The organism is Blastococcus sp. DSM 46786 (assembly GCF_900109665.1).
Lineage (GTDB): Bacteria > Actinomycetota > Actinomycetes > Mycobacteriales > Geodermatophilaceae > Blastococcus > Blastococcus carthaginiensis.
Genome location: NZ_FOAO01000014.1, coordinates 66,102 through 87,376, shown reverse-complemented (window position 1 = coordinate 87,376; position 21,275 = coordinate 66,102). Strand labels below are relative to the sequence as shown.

Genomic DNA, 21,275 nt, shown 5'->3' with positions numbered 1-21,275 from the left:
AGGAGCAGCACGACATGACATCACGACCGACCACCAGAGTCGCAACGGCGCTGGCCGCCGCCCTCGTGTTCGCCACCGCCGCCGGCTGCAGCACGAGGGCCGAGGACGACGGCGCAGCCGCCGGGGGCGGTGAGGGAGGCGGGGAGGTCCAGACCGACGTGGGCATCGAGGGGGACACGATCACCCTCGGTGCACTCACCGACCTGACCGGCGTCTTCGCCGCTCTGGGCCGGGACATCACGAACGCCAACGAGCTGTACTGGATGGAGAACGACGTCTGCGGCCAGTACAACGTCGAGCTCAACGTCCAGGACGCCGGCTACAACGTGCAGCGGGCCGTCCAGCTGTACAGCTCGATGGAGCCCGAGATCCTGGCGATGCAGCAGCTGCTCGGGTCGCCGATCAACACCGCCCTGGCTCCCGAGCTGGAAGCCGACGAGATGAACAGCTACCCGTCGGCCTGGTCGGAGACGCTGACCCTGATCCCCGGCACCGGGGTCCCCGGCGCGACGTACGACGTGGAGATCTCCAACCTCTACGACTACGCGTTCGACCAGGGGCTGCTCGCCGAGGGCGACACGGTCGGCCACATCTACTTCGAGGGCGAGTACGGGGCCAACGGCCTGGAGGGCAGCCAGGCCGTCGCCGAGGCGAGGGGCCTCACCCTGATCGAGCGGGAGATCACCCCGCAGGAGCAGGACATGAGCGCGATCGTCAGCCAGTTCGCCGCCGAAGGGGTGAACGCGATCGCCCTGACCGTGGCCCCGACCCAGACCGCGTCGGTCGCCGCGGCAGCGCAGGCCCAGGGCCTCGACGTGCCCCTCCTGGGCAGCAACCCGGTCTTCGCGCCGGGCCTGCTCCAGGGCGCTGCCGCCCAGAAGCTCAAGGACGACCTGTACGTCGCCTCGCCGGTCTCGTCGTTCGACGCGAACCCTGAGCTCCTGGAGGCCTACGAGGCGGCCTATCCCGGCTCCGCGCCCAGCCTCGGCGTCCTCGTCGGTTACGGTATGTCGGCGGTCATGGACACGGTCCTCGACCAGGCGTGCGAGAACGGCGACCTGACCCGCGCCGGCGTGCTGGAAGCCTTCAACGAGCTCGAGTCGGTGGACACCGGTGGCGTCCTCGTCCCGATCGAGAGCTTCCAGCAGGGCGAATCCCCGAGCCTGCAGTCCTTCGTCCTCCGTCCCGCGGACGTGCCCGGCGGTGCCACCGTCGCGGCCGACGCGTTCGAGGGTGAGTTCGCCGCTGACCTCGCGCCCGCCGACTGACCGCAGCCCCTGCTGACCGCGCCCCCTCCCCGCCCACCCGGGGAGGGGGCGCCGTCGCGTCCGCCTACAGCTGCCCGGCGCGGGCGACCGGCACCAGCCGGAGGGCGAGCATCGCGGCGAGCGCGGCGGCCGCGGCCAGGGGCAGGGTCGCCGTCGTCGCCCCGGCCGCCACGGCCATCGCGAACGGTGCGGCGAAGCCGAGGTAGGCGAAGGAGAGGAACAGCGAGGTCAGCGCGCCCAACCGGGACGGGGCGGCCAACCGGGCGGTCAGCGTCAGCCCGGCCGCCAGGCAGAGGCCGCCGCCCGCGCCGAGCAGCGGGGCGGCGAGGACCAGCCAGGGCAGCGCCCCGGTCGACGCGAACGCGGCGGCGCACCCGAACCCGACCGTTCCCGCCCCGGTCCCGACGACGGCCGTCCACGAGCCCAGGCGGCGCTGCAGGCCGGCGACCACGGTGCCGGCGCCGAGCGTCACCCCGGCCAGCACGCCGGTGACCGCGACCCCGCCGTAGGGCAGCTCCACCAGCAACGGGACGGCGCTGATGATCGTCGACGGGAACGCGTAGACGCAGACGGCCACCGGGGCCAGCACGCTCAGCACGAGCAGGCCGTCGCCGGGGCGGACCAGCGGCGCGGCCGGCGTCGCCTCCGTGCCGCCGCGCCGGCCGGGGGACAGGTCGACCGTCTCGGGCAACCGCACCGCGAACGCCAGCCCCACCGCGACGAGCACGGTGTGCACGAGGTAGGGCAGCACGGTGGGCGCCGGGGCGTACTGGCCGAGCAGGCCGCTGGTCAGCGGCCCGAGCGAGAAGCCGGCGGTCATGGCGACGGCGGCGCGCCGCCCCCCGGCCCCCTCCCCGGAGGCCTTCGACAGCTCGCCGACCCAGGCGCTGCCGACGCTGAAGACGATCCCGCTGACCACGCCCTGCGCGAAGCGGGCGGCGAACAGCAGGAGCAGGGAGCCCCCGGCCGCGGCGAAGGCGAGTGACGCCAGGCCCGACAGGACGATGCCCGGGATCGCCACCCGCCGGCGGCCCAGCCGGTCCGACAGCGGGCCGGCGAGCATGAGGGCCGGCACCAGCCCGGCCGCGTAGCAGCCGAACAGCGCCGTGAGGACCTCGGCGGACAGGTCCAGACGTTCTTGGTAGACCAGCAGCAGCGGGGTGGGGACGTTGGTGCCCGCCGCGACGGCGAACAGCGCGAACACGGCGCGCTTCCAGGTCACCGGCGCACCCTACGGTGCCGCCGCGTCCGGCCCGCTGTTGTCACGGGCGGGTCGGGGACTCGACCCCCGACCTCGGTGGATCAGGGGCGTCGACGCCCGCCGTGCTGCCGGGATGCTCGGGGCGGAAGAAGAGATCGCAGGACCGGGAAAGCAGTCAGCGGCGACGCCGGGAGGCATCGCCGCTGCTCGGTGTCCTGCGTGGTGCGCCATCAGGGACTCGAACCCCGAACCCGCTGATTAAGAGTCAGCTGCTCTGCCAATTGAGCTAATGGCGCGGTGCACCCGGCGGCCGGGCACGAGAGAGAACCATACCAGCGACCACCCCCTGCCCGTCGCCGGGGGCGGGTGCTCTCCGCCACGTCCCGGCGACCGCGCGCCACGGCGTGCCCGTGGCGCATCCCACCCCCGGCTGTCGTCCCGCCGTGGACACTGGGACGAGTGCTCCCGCCCGGATCCGGGCGGGGTGGGGGAGGGAGTCGGACGAGGTGCGACGCACAGCCACGATGATCGCGACCGGGGCGCTGGTGCTGCTGGCCGGCTGCAACGGGTCGGATGCCGAGGAGGCGGGCGGGCCCACGGCCGAGGCGGCGACGATCGAGCCGGCGACGATCGAGCTGGCGGTCGCCGACGGGGCGGTGGACGTCTCGCCCGTGGTCCCGCTGGAGATCTCGGTGACCGGCGGCGAACTCGACGGGGTCACCGTCACCGATGCGGGCGGAGCTCCGGTCGCCGGTGCGGTCGAGGACGACGCGGACGACGACGGCACGGCGCTCTGGGCACCGGAGACGCCGCTGGCCTACGACACCGGCTACACGGTGACCGCGACCGCCTCGGGCGACGCGGCGGAGCCGACGACGGCGACGTCGTCCTTCACGACCGTGGACCCGGTGTCGGTGGTGACCCCGGGCATCGGCCCGCTCGACGGCCAGACGGTGGGTGTCGGGATGCCGATCCGCGTCTACTTCTCCGAGCCGGTGGTGGACAAGGCCGCGGTCGAGCGCAACCTCGTGGTCACGAGCTCGACGCCCACCGACGGCGTCTGGAGCTGGTTCAGCGACACCGAGGTGCACTTCCGCCCGTCCACGTACTGGCCCGCGGACACCGACGTCACCCTGGACGCGAACCTCTACGGCGTCGACTTCGGCGACGGCGTGTGGGGGGAGAAGGACCGCTCGATCTCCTTCTCCATCGGCGAGCGGCACGTCTCCGTGGCCGACGCCGCCGCCCACACCATGCGCGTCTACGACGGCGACGAGCTGGTGCAGACCTTCCCGATGAGCGCCGGCGGCCCCGAGTTCCCGAGCCGCAACGGCCCGCACGTGGTCACCGAGCTGAACCGGAACCGGGTCATGGACTCCAGCACCTACGGCACGCCGGTGGACAGCCCGGACGGCTACCGCACGCCGGTGGAGTACGCGGTCCGGCTCAACGACAACGGCGAGTTCGTGCATGCTGCGCCCTGGTCGGTGGCGCAGCAGGGGAGTGAGAACGTCTCGCACGGCTGCATCAACCTCTCGACCGAGCGCGCCGCCTGGTTCTTCGACTTCTCGCAGCCCGGCGACGTCGTGGAGATCGTGAACTCGATCGGCCCGACGCTCTCGGCCGCCGACGGGGCCATCTACGACTGGGCGATCCCGTGGGAGGAGTGGGTCGCCGGCAGCGCGCTGGCGTAGGACAGGGCGTTTCCCGGGCACCCCCGGGGGGCACCACGACGACGCATCCGAGGAGGGGGTCCGTCGTGGAGCCGTGGTTGATCGTCGTGCTGATCGTGGTGGCGCTGGTGCTGCTGGCGTTGGTGGCGTTCGCGCTGACCAGGCGCTCGCGGACCACGGGGGCCCGCAAGCGGGCGCAGCAGCGTGAGGAGGCCCGCGACCACCTGCGCGAGGCCGAGATCCGCGGCGCCCGCGCCGAGAAGGAGCAGGCGCTCGCCGAGGAGCAGGCGGCCCGCGCCCGCCGGGAGCTCGCCGAGGTGCAGGAGCGCGCCGCGCTCGCCGAGCAGGAGGCCCGCCAGCGCGCCGCCCGCGCCGACGAGGACCGCACCGCCGCCGAGCAGCTGCGCGCGGAGGCGCAGCGCCTGGCCCCCGACGTCTCCTCCGACGGCCGGCAGCCGCACCCCGAGGGCGGCGCCACGCGGATCTGAGGCGTCACCGCTCAGTTCCCGCCCCCGCGGCGGTCCCCATCGCGAGGACCGTCGAACCGGAGGGGTGCCATGACCGATCTGCTGGCCATCGGGACGCGCAAGGGGCTGTGGCTGGCCCGCAGTGACGACGACCGCCGCACGTGGTCCCTGGAGGGGCCGCACCTGCTGGCCCAGGAGGTGGCGGCTGTCTCGGTGGACACCCGGCGCCCGACGCCGCGGGTGCTGGCGGGGGTCCAGTACGGGCACTGGGGGCCGTCGGTCACGTGGTCGGACGACCTGGGCCGCAGCTGGGAGGAGACCGACCACGGGGCCATCCGCTTCCCGGAGGGCACCGGCGCCGCGCTCGGCCGGGTGTGGCAGCTGCGGCCCGACTCCGCCGACCGCCCCGACCTGGTCTGGGCCGGCTGCGAGCCGCAGTCCCTCTGGCGCAGCACCGACGGCGGGTGCAGCTTCACGCTGGTGCGCGGGCTGTGGGACCACCCGCACCGGCCCACCTGGGAGCCCGGGGCCGGTGGCGGCGCGGTGCACACCGTGCTGCCCGACCCGGCCTCCGACCGGGTGACCGTCGCGATGAGCACCGGCGGGGTCTACGTCAGCGACGACGGGGCCACCGGGTGGACGCCGCACAACCGGGGGATCAGCGCCGTCTTCCTGCCCGAGCCACCGGAGTACGGGCAGTGCGTGCACAAGGTCGCCGTGGATGCCGGTGACACCGCCCGGATGTACGCGCAGAACCACTTCGGCGTCTTCCGCACCGACGACGGCGGCGGGTCGTGGACGTCGATCGCCGACGGGCTGCCGGCCGACTTCGGCTTCCCGATCGCCGCCTCGCCCACCGTGCCCGGCACCGCGTGGGTCGTCCCGCTGGTCGCCGACGTGCAGCGCGTGCCGCCGGACGGCCGGCTCCGCGTGCACCGCACCCAAGACGCCGGCGGCAGCTGGACCGAGGTCGGCGCGGGGCTTCCCGACGGCGCCTGGACCGCGGTGCTGCGCGACGCGTTCTGCACCGACGACCACGAGACCACCGGTCTGTACGTCGGCACCCGCGACGGCTGCGTCTACGCCAGCGCCGACGAGGGGGAGACCTTCACCCTGGTGGCCGAGCACCTGCCCGACGTGCTCGTCGTGCGGGCGGCCCGGCTGCCGTGACGGGGGACGGCATGCGCGTCGAGGTGGTGCTGCCCGGGTCGCTGGCCGACCTCGCCGGGGGGGGCGCGGCACCTGCAGGTCGATGCGGACGGCGCCACGCTGGGTGCGGTGCTCGACGCGGTGGCCGCCCGGCACCCGGTGCTCGGCCGGCGCATCCGGGACGAGGCGGGCGCGGTGCGGCGCTTCGTCAACGTCTACGTCGACGGGGAGGACGTGCGCTGGCAGGGCGGTCTGGCGACGGCGGTTCGCGACGGCGCGGTGGTGCAGGTGCTGCCGTCGGTCGCCGGCGGCAGCTGAGGGGGCATAGGAAGCTTTACCTGCGTCTTGGTGGCCGAACCCGCAGGTAAAGCTTCCTATGCCCTGAGGGGGTCAGAGGGCCGCGAGGGTGGCGCAGTTCGGGCAGAGCTGGGCTTCGTCGTAGCCCTCCGGCGGCCAGGGCAGCTGCTCGTCGATGGAGACGTAGGCGCCGCAGAGCGCCTTGCGGCTCTGACCGTTCACCCGGCCGATCGTCGCGTGCGCCGGGCCGATCTGGCGCGGGGTGAGGCCCTCGGCGCCGAAGGAGCCGACCATGACGACCGCGTGTGCCGTGCCGTACGCGTAGACGCTCGTCATGCGCCCAGAGTCCGAGCCCGCCGCCGGTTGCGCCACCACCGCCGGGCACGTGTCGGCCGCACCCGTCACACCGGTCCCACCCGTTCCGGAATCGGGATGCGAACGGCCGCGACGGCCCCCCGGACGCCCGCGTGCCCCCGGCCCGCAGGGGGCCGGAGGCACGCGGGGAGCGACGTTCAGGAGGCGTAGATCTTCTCCACCTCGGCGGCGAACTCCTTCATGACCACCGAGCGCTTGAGCTTCAGTGAGGGGGTCAGCTGCCCGCCCTCCACCGTCCACTCGACCGGCAGGACGGCGAAGGAGCGGATCGACTCGGCCTTCGACACCTGCCTGTTCGCCGCGTCCACCGCCGCCTGGAGCTCGGCGAGGACCTCCGGGTCGTCGACCAGTTCGGCCAGCGGGGTGCCGGCCGGGCGCCCCTTGGCCTCCAGCCACCCGGGCAGCGCCTCCGCGTCCAGGGTGATCAGCGCGCCGATGAACGGCCGGTTGTCGCCGACGACGATGCACTGGCTGACCAGCGGGTGGGCGCGGATCCTGTCCTCGAGCACCGCGGGGGAGACGTTCTTCCCGGCCGAGGTCACGATCAGCTCCTTGATCCGGCCGGTGATCGTCACGTAGCCCTCGTCGTCGAGCACCCCGATGTCACCGGTGCGGAACCAGCCGTCGCGCATCGCCTCGGCGGTCGCCTCCGAGTTGTGCCAGTAGCCGCGGAACACCTGGGGCCCGCGCACGAGGATCTCGCCGTGCTCGTCGATGCGCACCGCCGAGCCGGGAGCGGGGCGGCCCACGGTGCCCACCTTCAACGCATCCGGGCCGCTGACGGTGCTCGGCCCGGCGGTCTCGGTGAGGCCGTAGCCCTCGAGGATGGTGACGCCGATGCCGCGGAAGAAGTGGCCCAGGCGCTCGCCGAGCGGGGCGCCGCCGGAGAGCGCGTACTCCACCTGACCGCCCATCGCCGCCCGCAGCTTGCCGTAGACCAGCCGGTCGAACAGCGCGTGCTGCAGCGCCACCCCGAGCGACGGGCCGCCGGTGTCCTGCCCCTTCGACCAGGCGACGGCGACCCGCTCGGCGCGATCGAAGATCGCACCCTTGCCGCCGGCGTGCGCCTTCTGCCGGGCGCCGTTGTAGACCTTCTCGAAGACGCGTGGGACGGCGACGAGGAAGGTCGGCCGGAAGGTGCCGAGGTCGGCCAGCAGCGAGGCGAGGTCGGCGGTGTGGCCGAGCCGGGCGCCGTTCTGGATGCAGCCGACCTCGATGATCCGGGCGAAGACGTGCGCCAGCGGCAGGAAGAGCAGCGAACTCGCGCCCTCGGCCACCATCGCCGGGATCACCCTGGGGGCGAGCTCGGCGACGTAGAGCAGGTTGCCGTGGGTGAGCTCGCAGCCCTTGGGGCGCCCGGTCGTCCCCGACGTGTAGATGATCGTGGCGAGGGTGTCGGTGGACAGCGCCGCCCGGCGCTCGGCCAGCACCTCCTCCGGCACCTCGCCGGCCCGCGCGGCCACGGCGTCGAGGTCGCCGGCCTCGATCGCCCAGACCTCGCGCAGGTCGGGCAGGTCGGCCCGCACCGACTCCACCAGCGCCCGGTGCGCGGCGGTCTCGACGACGACGGCGACCGCGCCGGAGTCCGACAGGATCCACTGCGCCTGCTCGGCCGAGGAGGTCTCGTAGATGGGGACGCCGACGCCGCCGGCGGTCCAGACGGCGTAGTCGGCCAGCGTCCACTCGTAGCTCGTCCGGCCGAGGATCCCGACCCGGTCGCCCGGTCCGACCCCGGCCGCGATCATGCCGCGGGCGAGCGCTGCGACCTGCTCGGCGAACTCGCGGCTGGTGACCGGTACCCAGCTGCCGCCGACGTTGCGGCTCAGCGCCACCCGGTCGGGGTTCTCGCGGGCGTGGGTGGTCACCGCGTCGGGCAGCGCGGCGGTGGACGGGACCTCGAAAGCGGTGGGGCTGGAGTACTCCTGCACGGGTGGGCTCCTCGGGGTGACGGCACGGCGTTGTGACGTGGCTCGCGAAGATACAGAACGAGCGGTCTGTATGTTCGGGTTCCCGGCGCGGGGACCGCCGGAGATCCAGGACTTCCCGGAGGTCGGTGTGCAGTCAGCTCTCTACGAGGCCGAGCACGAGTCGTTCCGCGCGATGCTGCGGGACTTCCTGGCCAAGGAGGTGATCCCCCACCACGACGAGTGGGAGAAGGCCGGCGTCGTCGACCGCGCCGTCTGGCTGCGGGCCGGGGAGCAGGGTCTGCTGGGCATGGACGTCCCCGAGGAGTACGGCGGCGGCGGGGTCAAGGACTTCCGCTACAACGCGGTCCTCTCCGCCGAGGTCAGCCGCGCCGGGGCCAGCGGCCTGGGCTTCACCCTGCAGAACGACGTCGTCGCCCCCTACCTGATCGGGCTCACCACCGACGAGCAGAAGCGGCGCTGGCTGCCCGGGCTGGTCAGCGGAGAGATCATCACCGCGATCGCCATGACCGAGCCGGGCGCGGGGTCGGACCTGCAGGGCCTGCGCACCACGGCCCGCCGGGACGGCGAGGAGTGGGTGCTCAACGGGTCCAAGACCTTCATCACCAACGGCATCAACGCCGACCTTGTCATCGTCGTCGCCCGCACCGACCCCGAGGCCGGCGCCCGCGGCTTCTCCCTGCTCGTCGTCGAGCGCGGCATGCCGGGGTTCGAGCGCGGGCGCAACCTCGACAAGATCGGCCTCAAGGCGCAGGACACCGCCGAGCTCTTCTTCGAGGACGTGCGGGTCCCTGCGGCCAACCTGCTCGGCACCGAGGGCCACGGCTTCTTCCACCTCATGGAGAACCTGCCGCAGGAACGGCTCTCCATCGCCGCGGGCGCCGTCGCCTCGGCCCGCATCGTGCTCGACCTGACCGTCCGGTACTGCAAGGAGCGCACCGCCTTCGGCAAGCCGATCGGCAGCTTCCAGAACACCCGGTTCGAGCTCGCCGAGATGCACACCGAGGTGTCGATCGCCGAGACCTACCTCGAGAAGGCGATCCTCGAGCACAACGCCGGCCGGTTCACCGTCGAGGACGCGGCGATGGCCAAGTGGTGGACGACGGAGCTGCAGAAGCGGGTCGTCGACCGGTGCCTCCAGCTGCACGGCGGCTACGGCTACATGCTCGAGTACCCGGTCGCGAAGGCCTTCCTCGACTCGCGCATCCAGACCATCTACGGCGGGACGACCGAGATCATGAAGGAGATCGTCGGCCGCTCCCTCGGCGTCTGACCCCCATCCGAAGCGAGACGAGAGGACCACGCATGACCGCCGAGGCGTTCATCTACGACGCCGTGCGCACCCCGCGCGGCAAGGGCAAGAAGACCGGTGGGCTGCACTCGGTGAAGCCGATCAGCCTGACCACCGGCCTGATCGACGAGGTCCGACGTCGGAATCCCGGGCTGGACCCGTCGCTGGTCGACGACGTCGTCCTCGGCGTCGTCTCCCCGGTCGGCGAGCAGGGCGCGGTCATCGCGCGCACCGCCGCGCTGGCGGCGGGGCTGCCCGACACGGTGGCCGGCGTGCAGATCAACCGGTTCTGCGCCAGCGGCCTCGAGGCGGTCAACCTCGCTGCGCAGAAGGTCCGCTCCGGCTTCGAGGACCTGGTGCTCGCCGGCGGCGTGGAGTCGATGTCCCGCGTGCCGATGGGTTCCGACGGCGGCGCCTGGCCGATGGACCCCGAGACCGCCGCCCGCACCGGCTTCGTGCCCCAGGGCATCGGCGCCGACCTCATCGCCACCCTGGCCGGCTGGAGCCGGGAGGACGTCGACGCGTACGCCGCCGAGTCGCACGCACGCGCCGCCAAGGCGTGGTCCAACGGGTACTTCGAGCGCTCCGTCGTCCCGGTGACGGACCGGAACGGCACCGTCGTCCTCGACGCCGACGAGCTCGTCCGTCCCGGCACCACCGTCGAGTCGCTGGCCGCGCTGCCCTCGGCGTTCGCCGGCATCGGCGACATGGGTGGCTTCGACGCCGTCGCCTTGAACAAGTACCACTGGGTCGAGCGGATCGACCACGTGCACACCGCCGGCAACTCGTCCGGCATCGTCGACGGCGCCGCGCTGGTCGTCGTCGGCACCGAGGAGGCGGGCACCCGCAACGGGCTCACCCCGCGCGCCCGCATCGTGAGCACCGCCGTCTCCGGCTCCGACCCGGTGATCATGCTGACCGGCCCGGCGCCGGCCACGCACAAGGCGCTGGCCAAGGCCCGGCTGACCGTCGACGACATCGACCTGGTCGAGATGAACGAGGCGTTCGCCGCCGTCGTCCTGCGGTTCATGGCCGACACCGGCTTCGACCACGAGCAGGTCAACGTCAACGGCGGCGCCATCTCCATGGGGCACCCGCTGGGCGCCACCGGCGCGATGATCCTGGGCTCGCTCGTCGACGAGCTCGAGCGGCGCGACCTGCGCTACGGCCTGGCCACCCTGTGCGTCGGCGGCGGCATGGGCATCGCCACCGTCGTCGAGCGAGTCTGAGGAGCGCACCGATGAGCAACAGCACCATCCGCTGGGAGCAGGACGCCGACGGCGTCGTCGTCCTCACCCTCGACGACCCCGCGTCGTCGGCGAACACGATGAACGACGCGTACGTGGCCTCGATGGGCGAGACGATCGACCGGCTGGAACGCGAGAAGGAGTCCGTCCGCGGCGTCGTCCTGACCAGCGCGAAGAAGACCTTCTTCGCCGGCGGCAACCTGGGCAGCCTGATCCAGGCCACACCCGAGACCCGCGACCAGGTCCTCGCCCAGGTCACGCTGGTGAAGCGCCAGCTGCGCCGGCTGGAGACGCTCGGGGTCCCGGTCGCCGCAGCGATCAACGGCGCCGCGCTCGGCGGCGGGCTGGAGATCGCGCTGGCCACCCACCACCGCGTCGTCCTGGACGACCCGAAGGTCAAGCTCGGCTTCCCCGAGGTCACCCTCGGTCTGCTGCCCGGTGGGGGCGGGGTGGTCCGGTCGATCCGGCTGCTCGGGCTGACGACGGCGCTGCTCGAGCTGCTGCTCCAGGGGCAGCAGCTCCGCCCGGAGAAGGCGCTGGAGCTGAGGCTCGTGCACGAGCTGGCGAGCGCGGACGAGCTGCTGGCCAAGGCGAAGCAGTGGGTGCTCGCCAACCCGGACGCCGCCCAGCCGTGGGACACCAAGGGATACAAGGTGCCCGGCGGGACCCCCTCCACGCCGTCGCTGGCGTCGAGCCTGCCCGCCTTCCCGGCCAACCTGACCAAGCAGCTCAAGGGCGCGCCCTACCCGGCGCCCTACGCGATCCTGTCCGCCGCGGTGGAGAGCCTGCAGGTCGACGTCGACACCGCGTTCACCGTCGAGGGGCGCTACTTCGTCGACCTCGTCGTCAGTCAGGTGTCGACCAACATGATCCAGGCGCTGTGGTTCGACCTGAACCGCATCAACGGCGGCGGCTCCCGCCCGGTGGTCGAGGAGACGCACACGGCGCGCAAGGTCGGCGTGCTCGGCGCCGGGATGATGGGTGCCGGCATCGCGCACGCCTTCGCCGAGGCCGGCGTCGACGTGGTGCTCAAGGACGTGAGCACCGAGGCGGCCGAGAAGGGCAAGGTGCACGTCGCCGGGCTGGTCGGCAAGCAGGTCCAGCGCGGGCGGATGAGCCAGGAGAAGGCCGACGCCTTCCTCGCACGGATCACCCCGACCGGTGACCCTGCCGACCTGGCCGGCTGCGACCTGATCGTCGAGGCGGTGTTCGAGGACCAGGCGCTCAAGCACCGCGTGCTCAGCGAGGCCGAGGCCCATGCCCTGCCGGACGCGCTGCTGGCGTCGAACACCTCCACGCTGCCGATCACGAGCCTGGCCGAGGGCGTGCAGCGGCAGGCCGACGTCGTGGGCATGCACTTCTTCTCGCCGGTGGACAAGATGCCGCTGGTCGAGCTGATCGTGGGGGAGAAGACGTCCGACACCGCGCTCGCCCGCGCCTACGACGCCGTGCGCCAGATCGGCAAGACGCCGATCGTCGTCGCCGACAGCCGGGGCTTCTTCACCAGCCGGGTCTTCGGCACGCTGGTCATGGAGGGCGCCGCGCTGCTGGCCGAGGGCCTGGCGCCGATGAGCGTGGAGCGGGCCGCGCTGCAGGCCGGCTTCCCGGCCGGGCCGCTGACCCTGCTCGACGAGGTCACGCTCACGCTGCCGCTGAAGATCCGCGACGAGGCGGCGCGGGCCGGCGCCACCGACGACCACCCGGGGGTGGCGGTGCTGCGGACGCTGGTCGAGCACGGCCGCACCGGGAAGTCCTCGGGGCAGGGCTTCTTCGACTGGCAGCCCGAGAAGCGGGTGTGGCCGGGGCTCGCCGAGCTGTTCCCGCCGTCCGGTGCCGTGCCGTTCCGGGACGCCCAGGAGCGGCTGCTGTTCGCCATGGCGGTGGAGACGGCGCGCTGCCTCGAGGAGCAGGTGCTGCGCACCGTCGAGGACGCCAACATCGGCTCGATCATGGGCATCGGCTTCCCGCCCCTGTACGGCGGCGTGCTGCAGTACGTCGACCAGTACCCGGGCGGGGTGGCGGGCTTCGTCGCCCGGGCCGACGAGCTGGCCGACCGCTACGGCGAGCGGTTCCGGTCGCCGGCGATCCTGCTGGAGCGCGCCGTGCCGGCCGGCAGCCTGCGCGCTGCCGCGGCGGTCTGAGCACGACGGCGGGGGAGCGGGGCGCCGCGCGGCGTCCCGCTCCCGCGCCCTCCCTACGATCCAGCGCATGCCACGGGCGAGCGGGGACGCCGAGGTGACCGCTGCCCCGACGGCGCGCCGGACGCAGGCCGAGCGGCGGGCGAGCACCCGCGAGGCGCTGGTGCGCGCCACCGTGGGAGCGCTGGTCGAGCTCGGCTACGCGCGCACGACCACCCAGGAGGTGCAGCGGCGGGCCGGCGTCTCCCGGGGCGCGCTGACCCACCAGTTCACGACGAAGGCCGACCTCGTGCTGGCCGCCGTCGACCACCTCTACGAAGAGTTCAGCGCGAGCGTGCGCCAGGCCGCGGCCGACCTGCCGGCGGACGCGGCCGCCCGCGTCCGGCTCGGCGTGGAGCTGATCTGGGAACGCTTCCACGGCGAGCTGTTCGTCGCGGCGATGGAGCTGTGGGGTGCGGCCCGGACCGATCCGGAGCTCCGCGCCGCGCTGCTCCCGCACGAGCGCCGCCTCGGGGCGCAGCTGCGAACCCTGGCGATGGAGGTGTTCGGCGAGCAGGTGGCGCGGCACCCGCAGGCCGAGGCGGTCTACCAGGTGCTGCTCACCTCGATGCGGGGTCAGGCGCTCACCTACGCGCTGCAGCCCGACGCCCCCCGCACCGGCCCGCACGTCGAGCACTGGCAGTCGATCGTCGAGGCCTTCACCGCCCGCGGGGACCGCCTGGGAAGCTGATGCCTCCCGGAGTCCTGCAGAGGGGGGCGGATCCGTGGCCACGACGGCCCTGCTGGTGCTCGACCTCGTCGGCACCTTCGCCTTCGCGCTCAACGGTGCGCTGACCGCGCTGCGCACCACCCGGCTCGACATCGTCGGCGTGATCACCCTGGGCATGATCACCGCGCTCGGGGGCGGCACCATCCGCGACGTCTTCCTGGACAGCCTGCCCCCGGCGACGTTCGTCGACTGGCGCTACCTCGCCGTGGCCGCCGGCGGGGGCCTGATCGCCTTCGTCGCCGGCCCGTACCTGGAGCGGCTCAACGGGACGATCAACGTGCTGGACGCCGCCGGCCTGAGCCTCTTCGCGGTCACCGGCGCCCTCAAGGCGCTCGACCTCGGCTTCGGCCCCGCGCAGGCGGTGATCGTCGGCACGATCACCGGCGTGGGCGGCGGCACCCTCCGGGACGTGCTCATCCGCCAGGTGCCCTCGGTGCTCACCAGCGGTCTCTACGCCGTCCCGGCGCTGGTCGGGGCCACCGCCGTGGTGCTGGCCGATCTGCTCGGCACCCGCGGCCCGGTCGCCTCGATCAGCGCCGCCGCGCTGTGCTTCACCATCCGGATGGTCGGGGTGCACTTCGACGTGCACGCCCCGTTCCCGCCCCTGCGCACCCGGCGCGAGCGGGAGTGACCCGGGGACGACCGGCGACCGGCCACCCACCGCCAACCTTCCGGCGCCGGCTGCACCGGCTGTGCCCCGGTGACTTCGAGCCTGCGCCGGCGGCCGTTCCCGTGCGAGCTGCCGGTATGGAGCGGGGCTCACCACGACGACGTCGTCGGCAGTGGTTCCGGTGGTGGCACCCCGGCGCTGCGGACGGCGCCGGGCTCCTCGCGGGCCCGGAGCGGCGCCGGTCAGGTCCGTTCGGCCACCGGCAGGATCTCGCCGCTGTCGATCCGGGCGCGGTAGCCGTTGAGCTCCCGCTTCACCACCCGGGCCAGGATGTAGAGGCCGATGATGTTCGGCAGGGACATCAGGAAGATCATGCTGTCGGAGAAGCCGATCACCGACTCGACCGTGGACGACGCCCCGATGATGACGAAGAGGCAGAAGACCAGCTTCCACGTCCGGTCGACGACCATCGACTCGCCGAAGAGATAGGTCGCGGCCTTCAGGCCGTAGTAGCTCCAGGCCAGCATCGTCGAGTACGCGAAGAGGATCACCGCGACCGCCAGCACGATGGGGAACCAGCCGACGACGGTCTCGAACGCCGCCGACGTCGTCTCCACCCCCGCGTCGCTCGCCTCGTCGGCGTAGGTGCCGGTGATGACGATGGCCAGCGCGGTCATCGTGCAGATGACGACGGTGTCGATGAACGGCTCGAGGACGGCGACGTGCCCCTCGGTGGCCGGGTGCTCCGTCTTGACCGCGGAGTGCGCGATGGCGGCCGAACCCAGCCCCGCCTCGTTGCTGAACGCCGCCCGGCGGAAGCCCTGGATGAGCACGCCGACGATGCCGCCGAAGCCGGCCTCGGGGGAGAACGCCTGGGAGACGATCGCCCAGAGCGCCGCCGGGATGTCGGAGAAATTGGCCAGGAGCACGGTCAGGCAGGCGAGCACGTAGAAGACCGCCATGAACGGCACCAGCTTGTCGGTGACCCGGGCGATGCTGCGGATGCCGCCGATGATCACCGCACCGACCAGCAGGGCCAGCACGAACCCGAACACCGCGCCGGCGGCGCCGAACCCGAGCAGGCCGTCGTCGCCGCCGGTGACCGACTGCGCCTGGTTGAAGGCCTGGTTGGCCTGGAACATGTTGCCGCCGCCGACGGCCCCGCCGAGGGTGAAGATGCAGAACAGGACGGCGAGCACCTTGCCCAGGGTCCCCAGCCGCGGGTTCTTCTCGCGGAGCCCCTTGGTCAGGTAGTACATCGGGCCGCCGGAGACCCGGCCGTCGGGGTACACGTTGCGGTACTTCACCCCGAGCGTGCACTCGACGCCCTTGGTGCACATGCCGAGCAGGCCCGCGATGATCATCCACAGCGTGGCGCCCGGCCCGCCCAGCGAGATCGCGATCGCGACGCCGGCGATGTTGCCGAGGCCGACGGTGCCCGACACCGCCGTCGCCAGCGCCTGGAAGTGGGTGACCTCGCCGGCGTCGCGCGGGTCGTCGTACCGGCCGCGGATCAGCTCGATGGCGTGCCGGAACGCGCGGAACTGGAAGCCGCGCAGGTAGACGGTGAAGAAGAAGCCCGCGATGACCAGCCAGACGACGATGAGCGGCAGTTCCACGCCCTCGTCGATGAAGTCGAGGGGGACGGCGTAGAAGACCACTGCGGTGATCCAGTCGAAGACCGGTGCGAAGAAGCCGTCGACCTGCTCGTCGAAGCTGGCGGCCAGCACGGAGTCGGAGGGCATCACGGCACCACCAGGACGGGGACGGGGGAGAGCTGGATGAGGCTGCTCGGCGTCGAGCCGAACAGCAGGGTGCGCACCCGGCTCTGCCCGACGCGGCCGACGGTGATCCAGGCGGCGTCGTGCTCGCGGGCCAGCCGCACCAGCGTCTCGGCGGGGTGCCCGTGCCGGACGGCACCCTCGATCGCGAGGTCCCCGGGCTCGGAGAGCCGGGCGATCACCGGTTCGAGCACGCGTTCGCGCGCCGAGGTGGCCTCCCGCTCCTTCTCCACGGAGCGGCGTTCGTTCTCCTCCGCGGTGGTGAAGGAGTAGGGCGACCAGGGGACGACGCAGGCGAGGACCAGCCGCAGGTCGTGGCGACGGGCCGCGTCGGCCGCCGCGTCCGCGGCGCGACCGCTCGCCTCGCTGCCGTCGAGGCCTACCAGGATGGATTCGGGCACGGCCCACCTCCGGCGGAGAAGATGATCGGGCGAACGCTAGCGGTGATCGCGCCGGTCGGCAGGTCGAGCGCGCGCGCCCCGTGCCACGGTCAGGACGCCGGCGTCCCCGGTCGCGCAGGTGGACGGCCTGCGCCGTCGACCTCGTCGTCGGTCCGCCCGCCGGCCACGGCGTCGCCGTCGTCCGGTGGCTCCGCCGCCTGCCGGCCGACCTGCCGCCGCCAGCCCTGCACGGCCGCTGCGAGCACGCCGGCCACCGGCACCGCGACGAACAGACCCAGCAGGCCGAAGGCGGAGGCGGCCCCGGTGGTGAGCAGCAGCACGACCAGCGGGTGGAAGCTGATCGCCCGCGACAGCAGGAGCGGCGCGAGCACGTTGCCCTCGATCTGCTGCACCACGACGACGACGAGGAGCGCCCACAGCGCCGTGCTCCAGCCGTTGGTCACGCCGGCCACCGCCACCGCCACGGCGCCGGCGAGCGTCGCGCCGACGAGAGGCACGTAGGCGAGCAGGAACGTCAGCGCGCCGAGCGGGAGGGCCAGCGGGACGTCGAGCAGCCACAGCCCGAGGCCGATGAGCACGCCGTCGACCAGCCCGGTGGCGGTCGAGGCGTAGAACCACGCCCCGGCCGTGCGCAGGCCGGCGCGGAAGGCGGCGTCGGTCGGCGACCGGTATTCCACGGGCAGCGCGCGGACGAACTGCCGCCACAGCCGGTCCCCGCTGGTGAGGGCGAAGAGGGTGAAGAAGAGCGCGATGAGCAGGACCGTGGTGATGGTGCCGACCGCGTTCAGCCCCTGGGCGGCCGCGCCCCCGAGACCGGCGGCCGCCGTGCCCACCGAGGACTCCAGCTGCTCGAGCACCTGGTCCAGCCCGGCGTTGTCCAGGTCGTCGGTCCGCGCCTGCACCCATGCGGTCGTGGAGTTCACGGCGTCGACGCCGGCGGCGACCAGGCCCGGCCAGGCCTCGATGAGCTGCAGGACCAGGAAGGTCAGCACGCTGACGAAGAAGGCCAGGTAGCCGACGACGCAGAGGATCGCCGCGAGCACCGCCGGCACGCCGTGCCGCCGCAGCCAGCTCGCGATCGGCCACAGCATGGCGACCTGAGCGATGCCGAGCATCGCCGCGGCGGCGACGAACTGGACCTGGAGCACCAGCCAGACCAGCCCGAGCGCGGCCAGGCCGATCACCAGTGCCCGTCCCGCGATCGTCGCCTCGCGCTGGAGGAACCCGGTCCGGCCGGTCGGCGGGGACGTGGCGGCGTGCGCTCCCGCCGCCGTCCCGGGAGCGCGGCGTGGTCGTGCCGCGGCAGGATCCCCGATGGAGGCCGGCGCCCGTCCCGTCATGCCCCCCACCTCCGTCCGCTGCCCGCGACGGTGCGCCGGCGCGCGCGCCCATCCTGACGCCTCCACCGGTCCCGTGTGCGGGTGCGGCGCATGGTGGTGGCGCCGGTCGGGTACGCGACCCCGGTCACCGGCACGTCGGACGTGCGCGCGGGTCGCGGAGCGCCCACGCGCCGAGGGGGAGGAGGATCCCGTGCTCGGACTGATCGGACTGCTGCTGGTCGTGTGGCTGGCGCTCGCCGTCCTAGGAGCCATCGTCGAGGGGTTGTTCTGGCTGCTCGTCATCGGCGTGGTGCTGTTCCTGGCCACCGCGGCCTGGGGGTGGACCAAGCGCAACACCAGGGTGTGATCGCGGGAGCGGCCGGTTCCGGGTGACCGGCCGCCCCGGCGGGCGGGTCAGTCCCGGGCGTCGAGCTGGGCTGCCAGCCCGGTGGCGAACCCCTCGGCGACGGCGAGCTGCTCGCGGAGGGCGGTGACCCGGGCGGTCGCCGCCTCGTGGAACATCCGCAGCCGGTCCAGCAGCGCGGACGGGTCGCCGGTGCCGGCGTCGAGGTCGGCGAGCAGGCCCAGCAGCTCGCGCATCTCCTCCAGTGCGAACCCGAGCGGCTTCATCCGCTTGATCACCTCGAGGCGGGCGACGTCGTCGGCGCTGTACAGCCGGAAGCCGCCCTCGGTCCGCGAGGTCGGGACGACGAGGCCCTCCTCCTCGTACCAGCGGATGGTGCGCAGGCTCAGCCCGGTGCGCTCGGCGACCTGGCCGATCTGCAGCAGCCCCGTGCGCGTCACCTGCATCAGTGCGCCCCGGCGAGCCGGCCGGTGTGCCGCTGGAACCGGTCGGCCGAGTGGCCGGTGAGCCCGACGAACTCCACCGTCTTCCCGCGCATCCCGTACTTGTGCGTGATCGCGTCGAGCACGGCGACGGTCGAGGCGTCCCAGACGTGCGCGTCGGACAGGTCGACCACGACGCTCTCCGGGTCGCCGTTGTAGTCGAACTGGGAGACGAGGTCGTTGCTCGAGGCGAAGAACAGGGCGCCGTGGACCGAGTAGACGCGCGTCCCGCCGTCGGGGTCGAGGACGCTGGTGACCTCGACGAGGTGCGCCACCCGGCGGGCGAAGAGCACGCAGGCGACCAGGACGCCGACGCCGACCCCGATGGCCAGGTTGTGGGTGATCAGCGTGCCGGCGACGGTCGTGAGCATCACCGTCGTCTCGCTGCGCGGCATCCGGTGGATGGTGCGCAGGCTGTGCCAGTCGAAGGTGGCGATCGACACGAAGATCATGACGGCGACCAGGGCGGCCATCGGGATGATCGCGACCACGTCGCCGAGCGCCACGACGAGGATCAGCAGGAAGATGCCGGAGAGGAACGTCGACAGCCGGGTCCGGGCGCCGGACTTCACGTTGATCATCGTCTGGCCGATCATCGCGCAACCGCCCATGCCGCCGAAGAAGCCGGACGCCACGTTCGCCACGCCCTGACCCCACGACTCCCGCATCTTGTCCGAGCCTGTGTCGGTGAGGTCGTCGACCAGCTTCGCCGTCATGAGCGACTCCATCAACCCGACCAGGGCCACGCCCAGCGCGAAGGGCGCGATGATCGTCAGCGTCTCCCAGGTGAACGGGACCGCCGGGATGCCGAAGAAGGGCAGGCTGTCGGGGAGCTCCCCCTGGTCACCGACGTCCGGCAGGGTCCAGCCGGCGGCGATGGTGAGACCGGTGAGCACCACGATCGAGATCAGCGGCGAGGGGACGGCGGCCGTCAGCCGGGGCAGCAGGAAGATCATCGCCAGCCCGGCGGCGACCAGCGGGTAGACCAGCCAGGGGACGTCGACCAGGTGCGGCAGCTGCGCGGAGAAGATCAGGATCGCCAGGGCGTTGACGAAGCCGACCATGACGCTGCGGGGGATGAAGCGCATCAGCCGGGCGACACCGGCCGCGGCGAGCAGCACCTGGAAGACCCCGCCGAGGACGACGGCGGCGAACAGGTACTCGACGCCGTGCTCGAGGGCCAGGGGGGCGACGACGAGCGCGATCGCGCCGGTGGCGGCGGTGATCATCGCCGGGCGGCCGCCGGTGAAGGCGATGACGACGGCCATCACGAACGAGGAGAACAGGCCCACGCGCGGGTCGACCCCGGCGAGGATGGAGAAGCTGATCGCCTCCGGGATGAGGGCGAGGGCGACGACGAGGCCGGCGAGCACCTCGGTGCGGGCGGTCGTCGGCGAGAGCCACGCCGGCCGGCGGGTGCGGGGCGTGGGCGGGGCGGCGGTGGCTGAGGACATGGGTCCGTCTCGGTTGGTGCGCCGTCGGGGGCGCGGGGGTGCGGCACCGGGCGGTGCGGGTCTCGGTGCGAGGTGCGCCGGTGCACCTGCGGTACGGCGCGCTGGGGCGCCGGGCTCACCCAGAGTCTGCGGCAACTCGTCCCTCACGTCAGGGTTCGGCCGGTGAGTCGTTCGTCACCGTGCCGGGGGAGTGGCCGTCGTCACTCCTGACCCGCCGCGGGAACTCCGCGGGGAGCCGGAGCGACTACTGGACCACCGCACGGTCCGGCAGCCTGCCGAGCCGGCGGTCGACGAAGGAGCCCGCCGTGCCCGTCCGCCCCCTCCGCGCGCTCGCCGCGTCCTCTCTCGCCACGGCGGTGGTCCTCGCCGCCGGTGCCGGCGCGGCCTCGGCGCACGTCCGGGTGTCCTCGGACGATGCCGCCCCGGGCGGCTTCGGTGAGATGACCTTCCGGGTGCCGAACGAGAGCGACACGGCCTCGACGGTCTCCCTGCGGGTGCAGATCCCCGCCGAGACCCCGCTCGCCTCGGTCAGCGTGAAGCCGGTGCCCGGCTGGACGGCGACCACCACCACCGGACCGGTCGACCCGCCGGTCGAGGTGCACGGGACCGAGGTGACCGAGGCGGTCTCCGAGATCACCTGGACCGCCGACCCGGGGGCGGGGATCGCGCCCGGCCAGTACCAGACCTTCTCCATCAGCGCCGGTCCGATCCCCGAGGTGGACGAGATCTTCTTCCCGGCGATCCAGACCTACGACGACGGCACGGAGCAGGCCTGGATCGAGCCGACCGTGGAGGGCCAGGACGAGCCGCAGAGCCCCGCCCCGGTGCTGACGCTGACCGGTGCGGCCGACTCCGCGCACGGTGGCGGCACCGGCACGGCGTCCTCCGGGGCGACGACGGAGGTGGACGAGGCGGCCGCAGCGGAGACCGCCGACGGCTCGGGGCTGGCGGTGACCGCCCTCGTCGTCGGCGGGCTCGGGCTGATCGCCGGCGTCGCCGCCCTGGTGCTGGCGCTCGGCTCGCGGCGACGCGCCGGCTGACCCCGCTGCCCGTCGCGCCGCCGG

General features: G+C 73.2%; 20 protein-coding genes and 1 tRNA gene. 12 read left to right on the top strand and 9 right to left on the bottom strand.

The window, feature by feature from the left end; translation table 11 throughout:
- The first annotated feature begins 14 nt into the window (after positions 1-14).
- Complete coding sequence (locus tag BMW62_RS14020) at positions 15-1,268, top strand: ABC transporter substrate-binding protein (protein WP_091931550.1); 1,254 nt, start codon at positions 15-17, stop codon at positions 1,266-1,268.
- 64 nt (positions 1,269-1,332) lie between these two features.
- On the opposite strand, the gene BMW62_RS14015 is transcribed toward BMW62_RS14020, so the two are convergent.
- Both BMW62_RS14015 and BMW62_RS14010 read right to left on the bottom strand, forming a co-directional pair.
- Positions 1,333-2,490, bottom strand: a complete 1,158-nt coding sequence (locus BMW62_RS14015; protein WP_091931548.1) for an MFS transporter — start codon at positions 2,488-2,490, stop codon at positions 1,333-1,335.
- 199 nt (positions 2,491-2,689) lie between these two features.
- A tRNA-Lys gene (locus BMW62_RS14010) sits at positions 2,690-2,765 on the bottom strand.
- A 210-nt stretch (positions 2,766-2,975) separates the two neighbouring features.
- On the opposite strand from BMW62_RS14010, the gene BMW62_RS14005 reads away from it, so the two are divergent.
- From BMW62_RS14005 to BMW62_RS13990, 4 genes are all read left to right on the top strand, one after another.
- Positions 2,976-4,163, top strand: a complete 1,188-nt coding sequence (locus tag BMW62_RS14005) for a L,D-transpeptidase (protein ID WP_244524041.1) — start codon at positions 2,976-2,978, stop codon at positions 4,161-4,163.
- Positions 4,164-4,228: 65 nt separating this feature from the next.
- Positions 4,229-4,630: a hypothetical protein gene (locus BMW62_RS14000; RefSeq protein WP_091931543.1), complete on the top strand. Its 402-nt coding sequence runs from the start codon at positions 4,229-4,231 to the stop codon at positions 4,628-4,630.
- Between the two features lie 69 nt (positions 4,631-4,699).
- Positions 4,700-5,779, top strand: coding sequence for a sialidase family protein (locus tag BMW62_RS13995; RefSeq protein ID WP_091931540.1), 1,080 nt, complete (start codon positions 4,700-4,702; stop codon positions 5,777-5,779).
- A gap of 108 nt (positions 5,780-5,887) precedes the next feature.
- A complete protein-coding gene (locus tag BMW62_RS13990; protein WP_244524040.1) occupies positions 5,888-6,076 on the top strand; it encodes a MoaD/ThiS family protein in 189 nt (62 codons plus the stop codon).
- A 72-nt stretch (positions 6,077-6,148) separates the two neighbouring features.
- Here BMW62_RS13990 and BMW62_RS13985 read toward each other — a convergent pair whose 3' ends face one another.
- Both BMW62_RS13985 and BMW62_RS13980 read right to left on the bottom strand, forming a co-directional pair.
- A complete protein-coding gene (locus BMW62_RS13985; protein WP_091931537.1) occupies positions 6,149-6,391 on the bottom strand; it encodes a hypothetical protein in 243 nt (80 codons plus the stop codon).
- Positions 6,392-6,567: 176 nt separating this feature from the next.
- Positions 6,568-8,358: an AMP-dependent synthetase/ligase gene (locus tag BMW62_RS13980; protein WP_091931534.1), complete on the bottom strand. Its 1,791-nt coding sequence runs from the start codon at positions 8,356-8,358 to the stop codon at positions 6,568-6,570.
- 70 nt (positions 8,359-8,428) lie between these two features.
- Between BMW62_RS13980 and BMW62_RS13975 the strand changes: the two genes are divergently transcribed.
- The 5 genes from BMW62_RS13975 to BMW62_RS13955 all read left to right on the top strand — a co-directional run bounded on the left by BMW62_RS13975 (position 8,429) and on the right by BMW62_RS13955 (position 14,431).
- Positions 8,429-9,628 carry an acyl-CoA dehydrogenase family protein gene (locus tag BMW62_RS13975; RefSeq protein ID WP_211435122.1) on the top strand — a complete coding sequence of 400 codons (1,200 nt, stop codon included), beginning with the start codon at positions 8,429-8,431 and terminating at the stop codon, positions 9,626-9,628.
- 32 nt (positions 9,629-9,660) lie between these two features.
- Positions 9,661-10,875, top strand: coding sequence for an acetyl-CoA C-acetyltransferase (locus BMW62_RS13970; RefSeq protein WP_091931532.1), 1,215 nt, complete (start codon positions 9,661-9,663; stop codon positions 10,873-10,875).
- A gap of 11 nt (positions 10,876-10,886) precedes the next feature.
- Positions 10,887-13,034, top strand: coding sequence for a 3-hydroxyacyl-CoA dehydrogenase NAD-binding domain-containing protein (locus tag BMW62_RS13965; protein ID WP_091931529.1), 2,148 nt, complete (start codon positions 10,887-10,889; stop codon positions 13,032-13,034).
- 67 nt (positions 13,035-13,101) lie between these two features.
- Positions 13,102-13,761 (top strand): TetR/AcrR family transcriptional regulator, encoded by a 660-nt coding sequence (locus tag BMW62_RS13960; protein ID WP_091931526.1) that lies wholly within the window; start codon positions 13,102-13,104, stop codon positions 13,759-13,761.
- Positions 13,762-13,795: 34 nt separating this feature from the next.
- On the top strand, positions 13,796-14,431 hold the full coding sequence (locus tag BMW62_RS13955) for a trimeric intracellular cation channel family protein (RefSeq protein ID WP_091931524.1): 636 nt from the start codon (positions 13,796-13,798) through the stop codon (positions 14,429-14,431).
- Positions 14,432-14,652: 221 nt separating this feature from the next.
- Here BMW62_RS13955 and BMW62_RS13950 read toward each other — a convergent pair whose 3' ends face one another.
- From BMW62_RS13950 to BMW62_RS13940, 3 genes are all read right to left on the bottom strand, one after another.
- Positions 14,653-16,155, bottom strand: a complete 1,503-nt coding sequence (locus tag BMW62_RS13950; protein ID WP_091931521.1) for an alanine/glycine:cation symporter family protein — start codon at positions 16,153-16,155, stop codon at positions 14,653-14,655.
- Complete coding sequence (locus BMW62_RS13945; protein ID WP_091931519.1) at positions 16,155-16,592, bottom strand: universal stress protein; 438 nt, start codon at positions 16,590-16,592, stop codon at positions 16,155-16,157. Before BMW62_RS13945 ends, BMW62_RS13950 begins: the two co-directional genes overlap by 1 nt.
- A gap of 89 nt (positions 16,593-16,681) precedes the next feature.
- On the bottom strand, positions 16,682-17,932 hold the full coding sequence (locus BMW62_RS13940) for an AI-2E family transporter (protein WP_170852379.1): 1,251 nt from the start codon (positions 17,930-17,932) through the stop codon (positions 16,682-16,684).
- Positions 17,933-18,122: 190 nt separating this feature from the next.
- Here BMW62_RS13940 and BMW62_RS22680 point away from each other — a divergent pair, with 190 nt between their 5' ends.
- Complete coding sequence (locus tag BMW62_RS22680) at positions 18,123-18,278, top strand: hypothetical protein (RefSeq protein WP_170852378.1); 156 nt, start codon at positions 18,123-18,125, stop codon at positions 18,276-18,278.
- A gap of 47 nt (positions 18,279-18,325) precedes the next feature.
- Here the strand turns inward: BMW62_RS22680 and BMW62_RS13935 are convergent, their stop codons facing one another.
- Both BMW62_RS13935 and BMW62_RS13930 read right to left on the bottom strand, forming a co-directional pair.
- Positions 18,326-18,721 carry a MerR family transcriptional regulator gene (locus BMW62_RS13935; RefSeq protein WP_091931513.1) on the bottom strand — a complete coding sequence of 132 codons (396 nt, stop codon included), beginning with the start codon at positions 18,719-18,721 and terminating at the stop codon, positions 18,326-18,328.
- On the bottom strand, positions 18,721-20,211 hold the full coding sequence (locus tag BMW62_RS13930; protein ID WP_091931511.1) for a SulP family inorganic anion transporter: 1,491 nt from the start codon (positions 20,209-20,211) through the stop codon (positions 18,721-18,723). The genes BMW62_RS13935 and BMW62_RS13930 overlap by 1 nt, the downstream gene beginning before the upstream one ends.
- Before the next feature lie 305 nt (positions 20,212-20,516).
- Here BMW62_RS13930 and BMW62_RS13925 point away from each other — a divergent pair, with 305 nt between their 5' ends.
- Positions 20,517-21,251: a YcnI family copper-binding membrane protein gene (locus tag BMW62_RS13925; protein WP_091931509.1), complete on the top strand. Its 735-nt coding sequence runs from the start codon at positions 20,517-20,519 to the stop codon at positions 21,249-21,251.
- Positions 21,252-21,275: the final 24 nt, after the last annotated feature.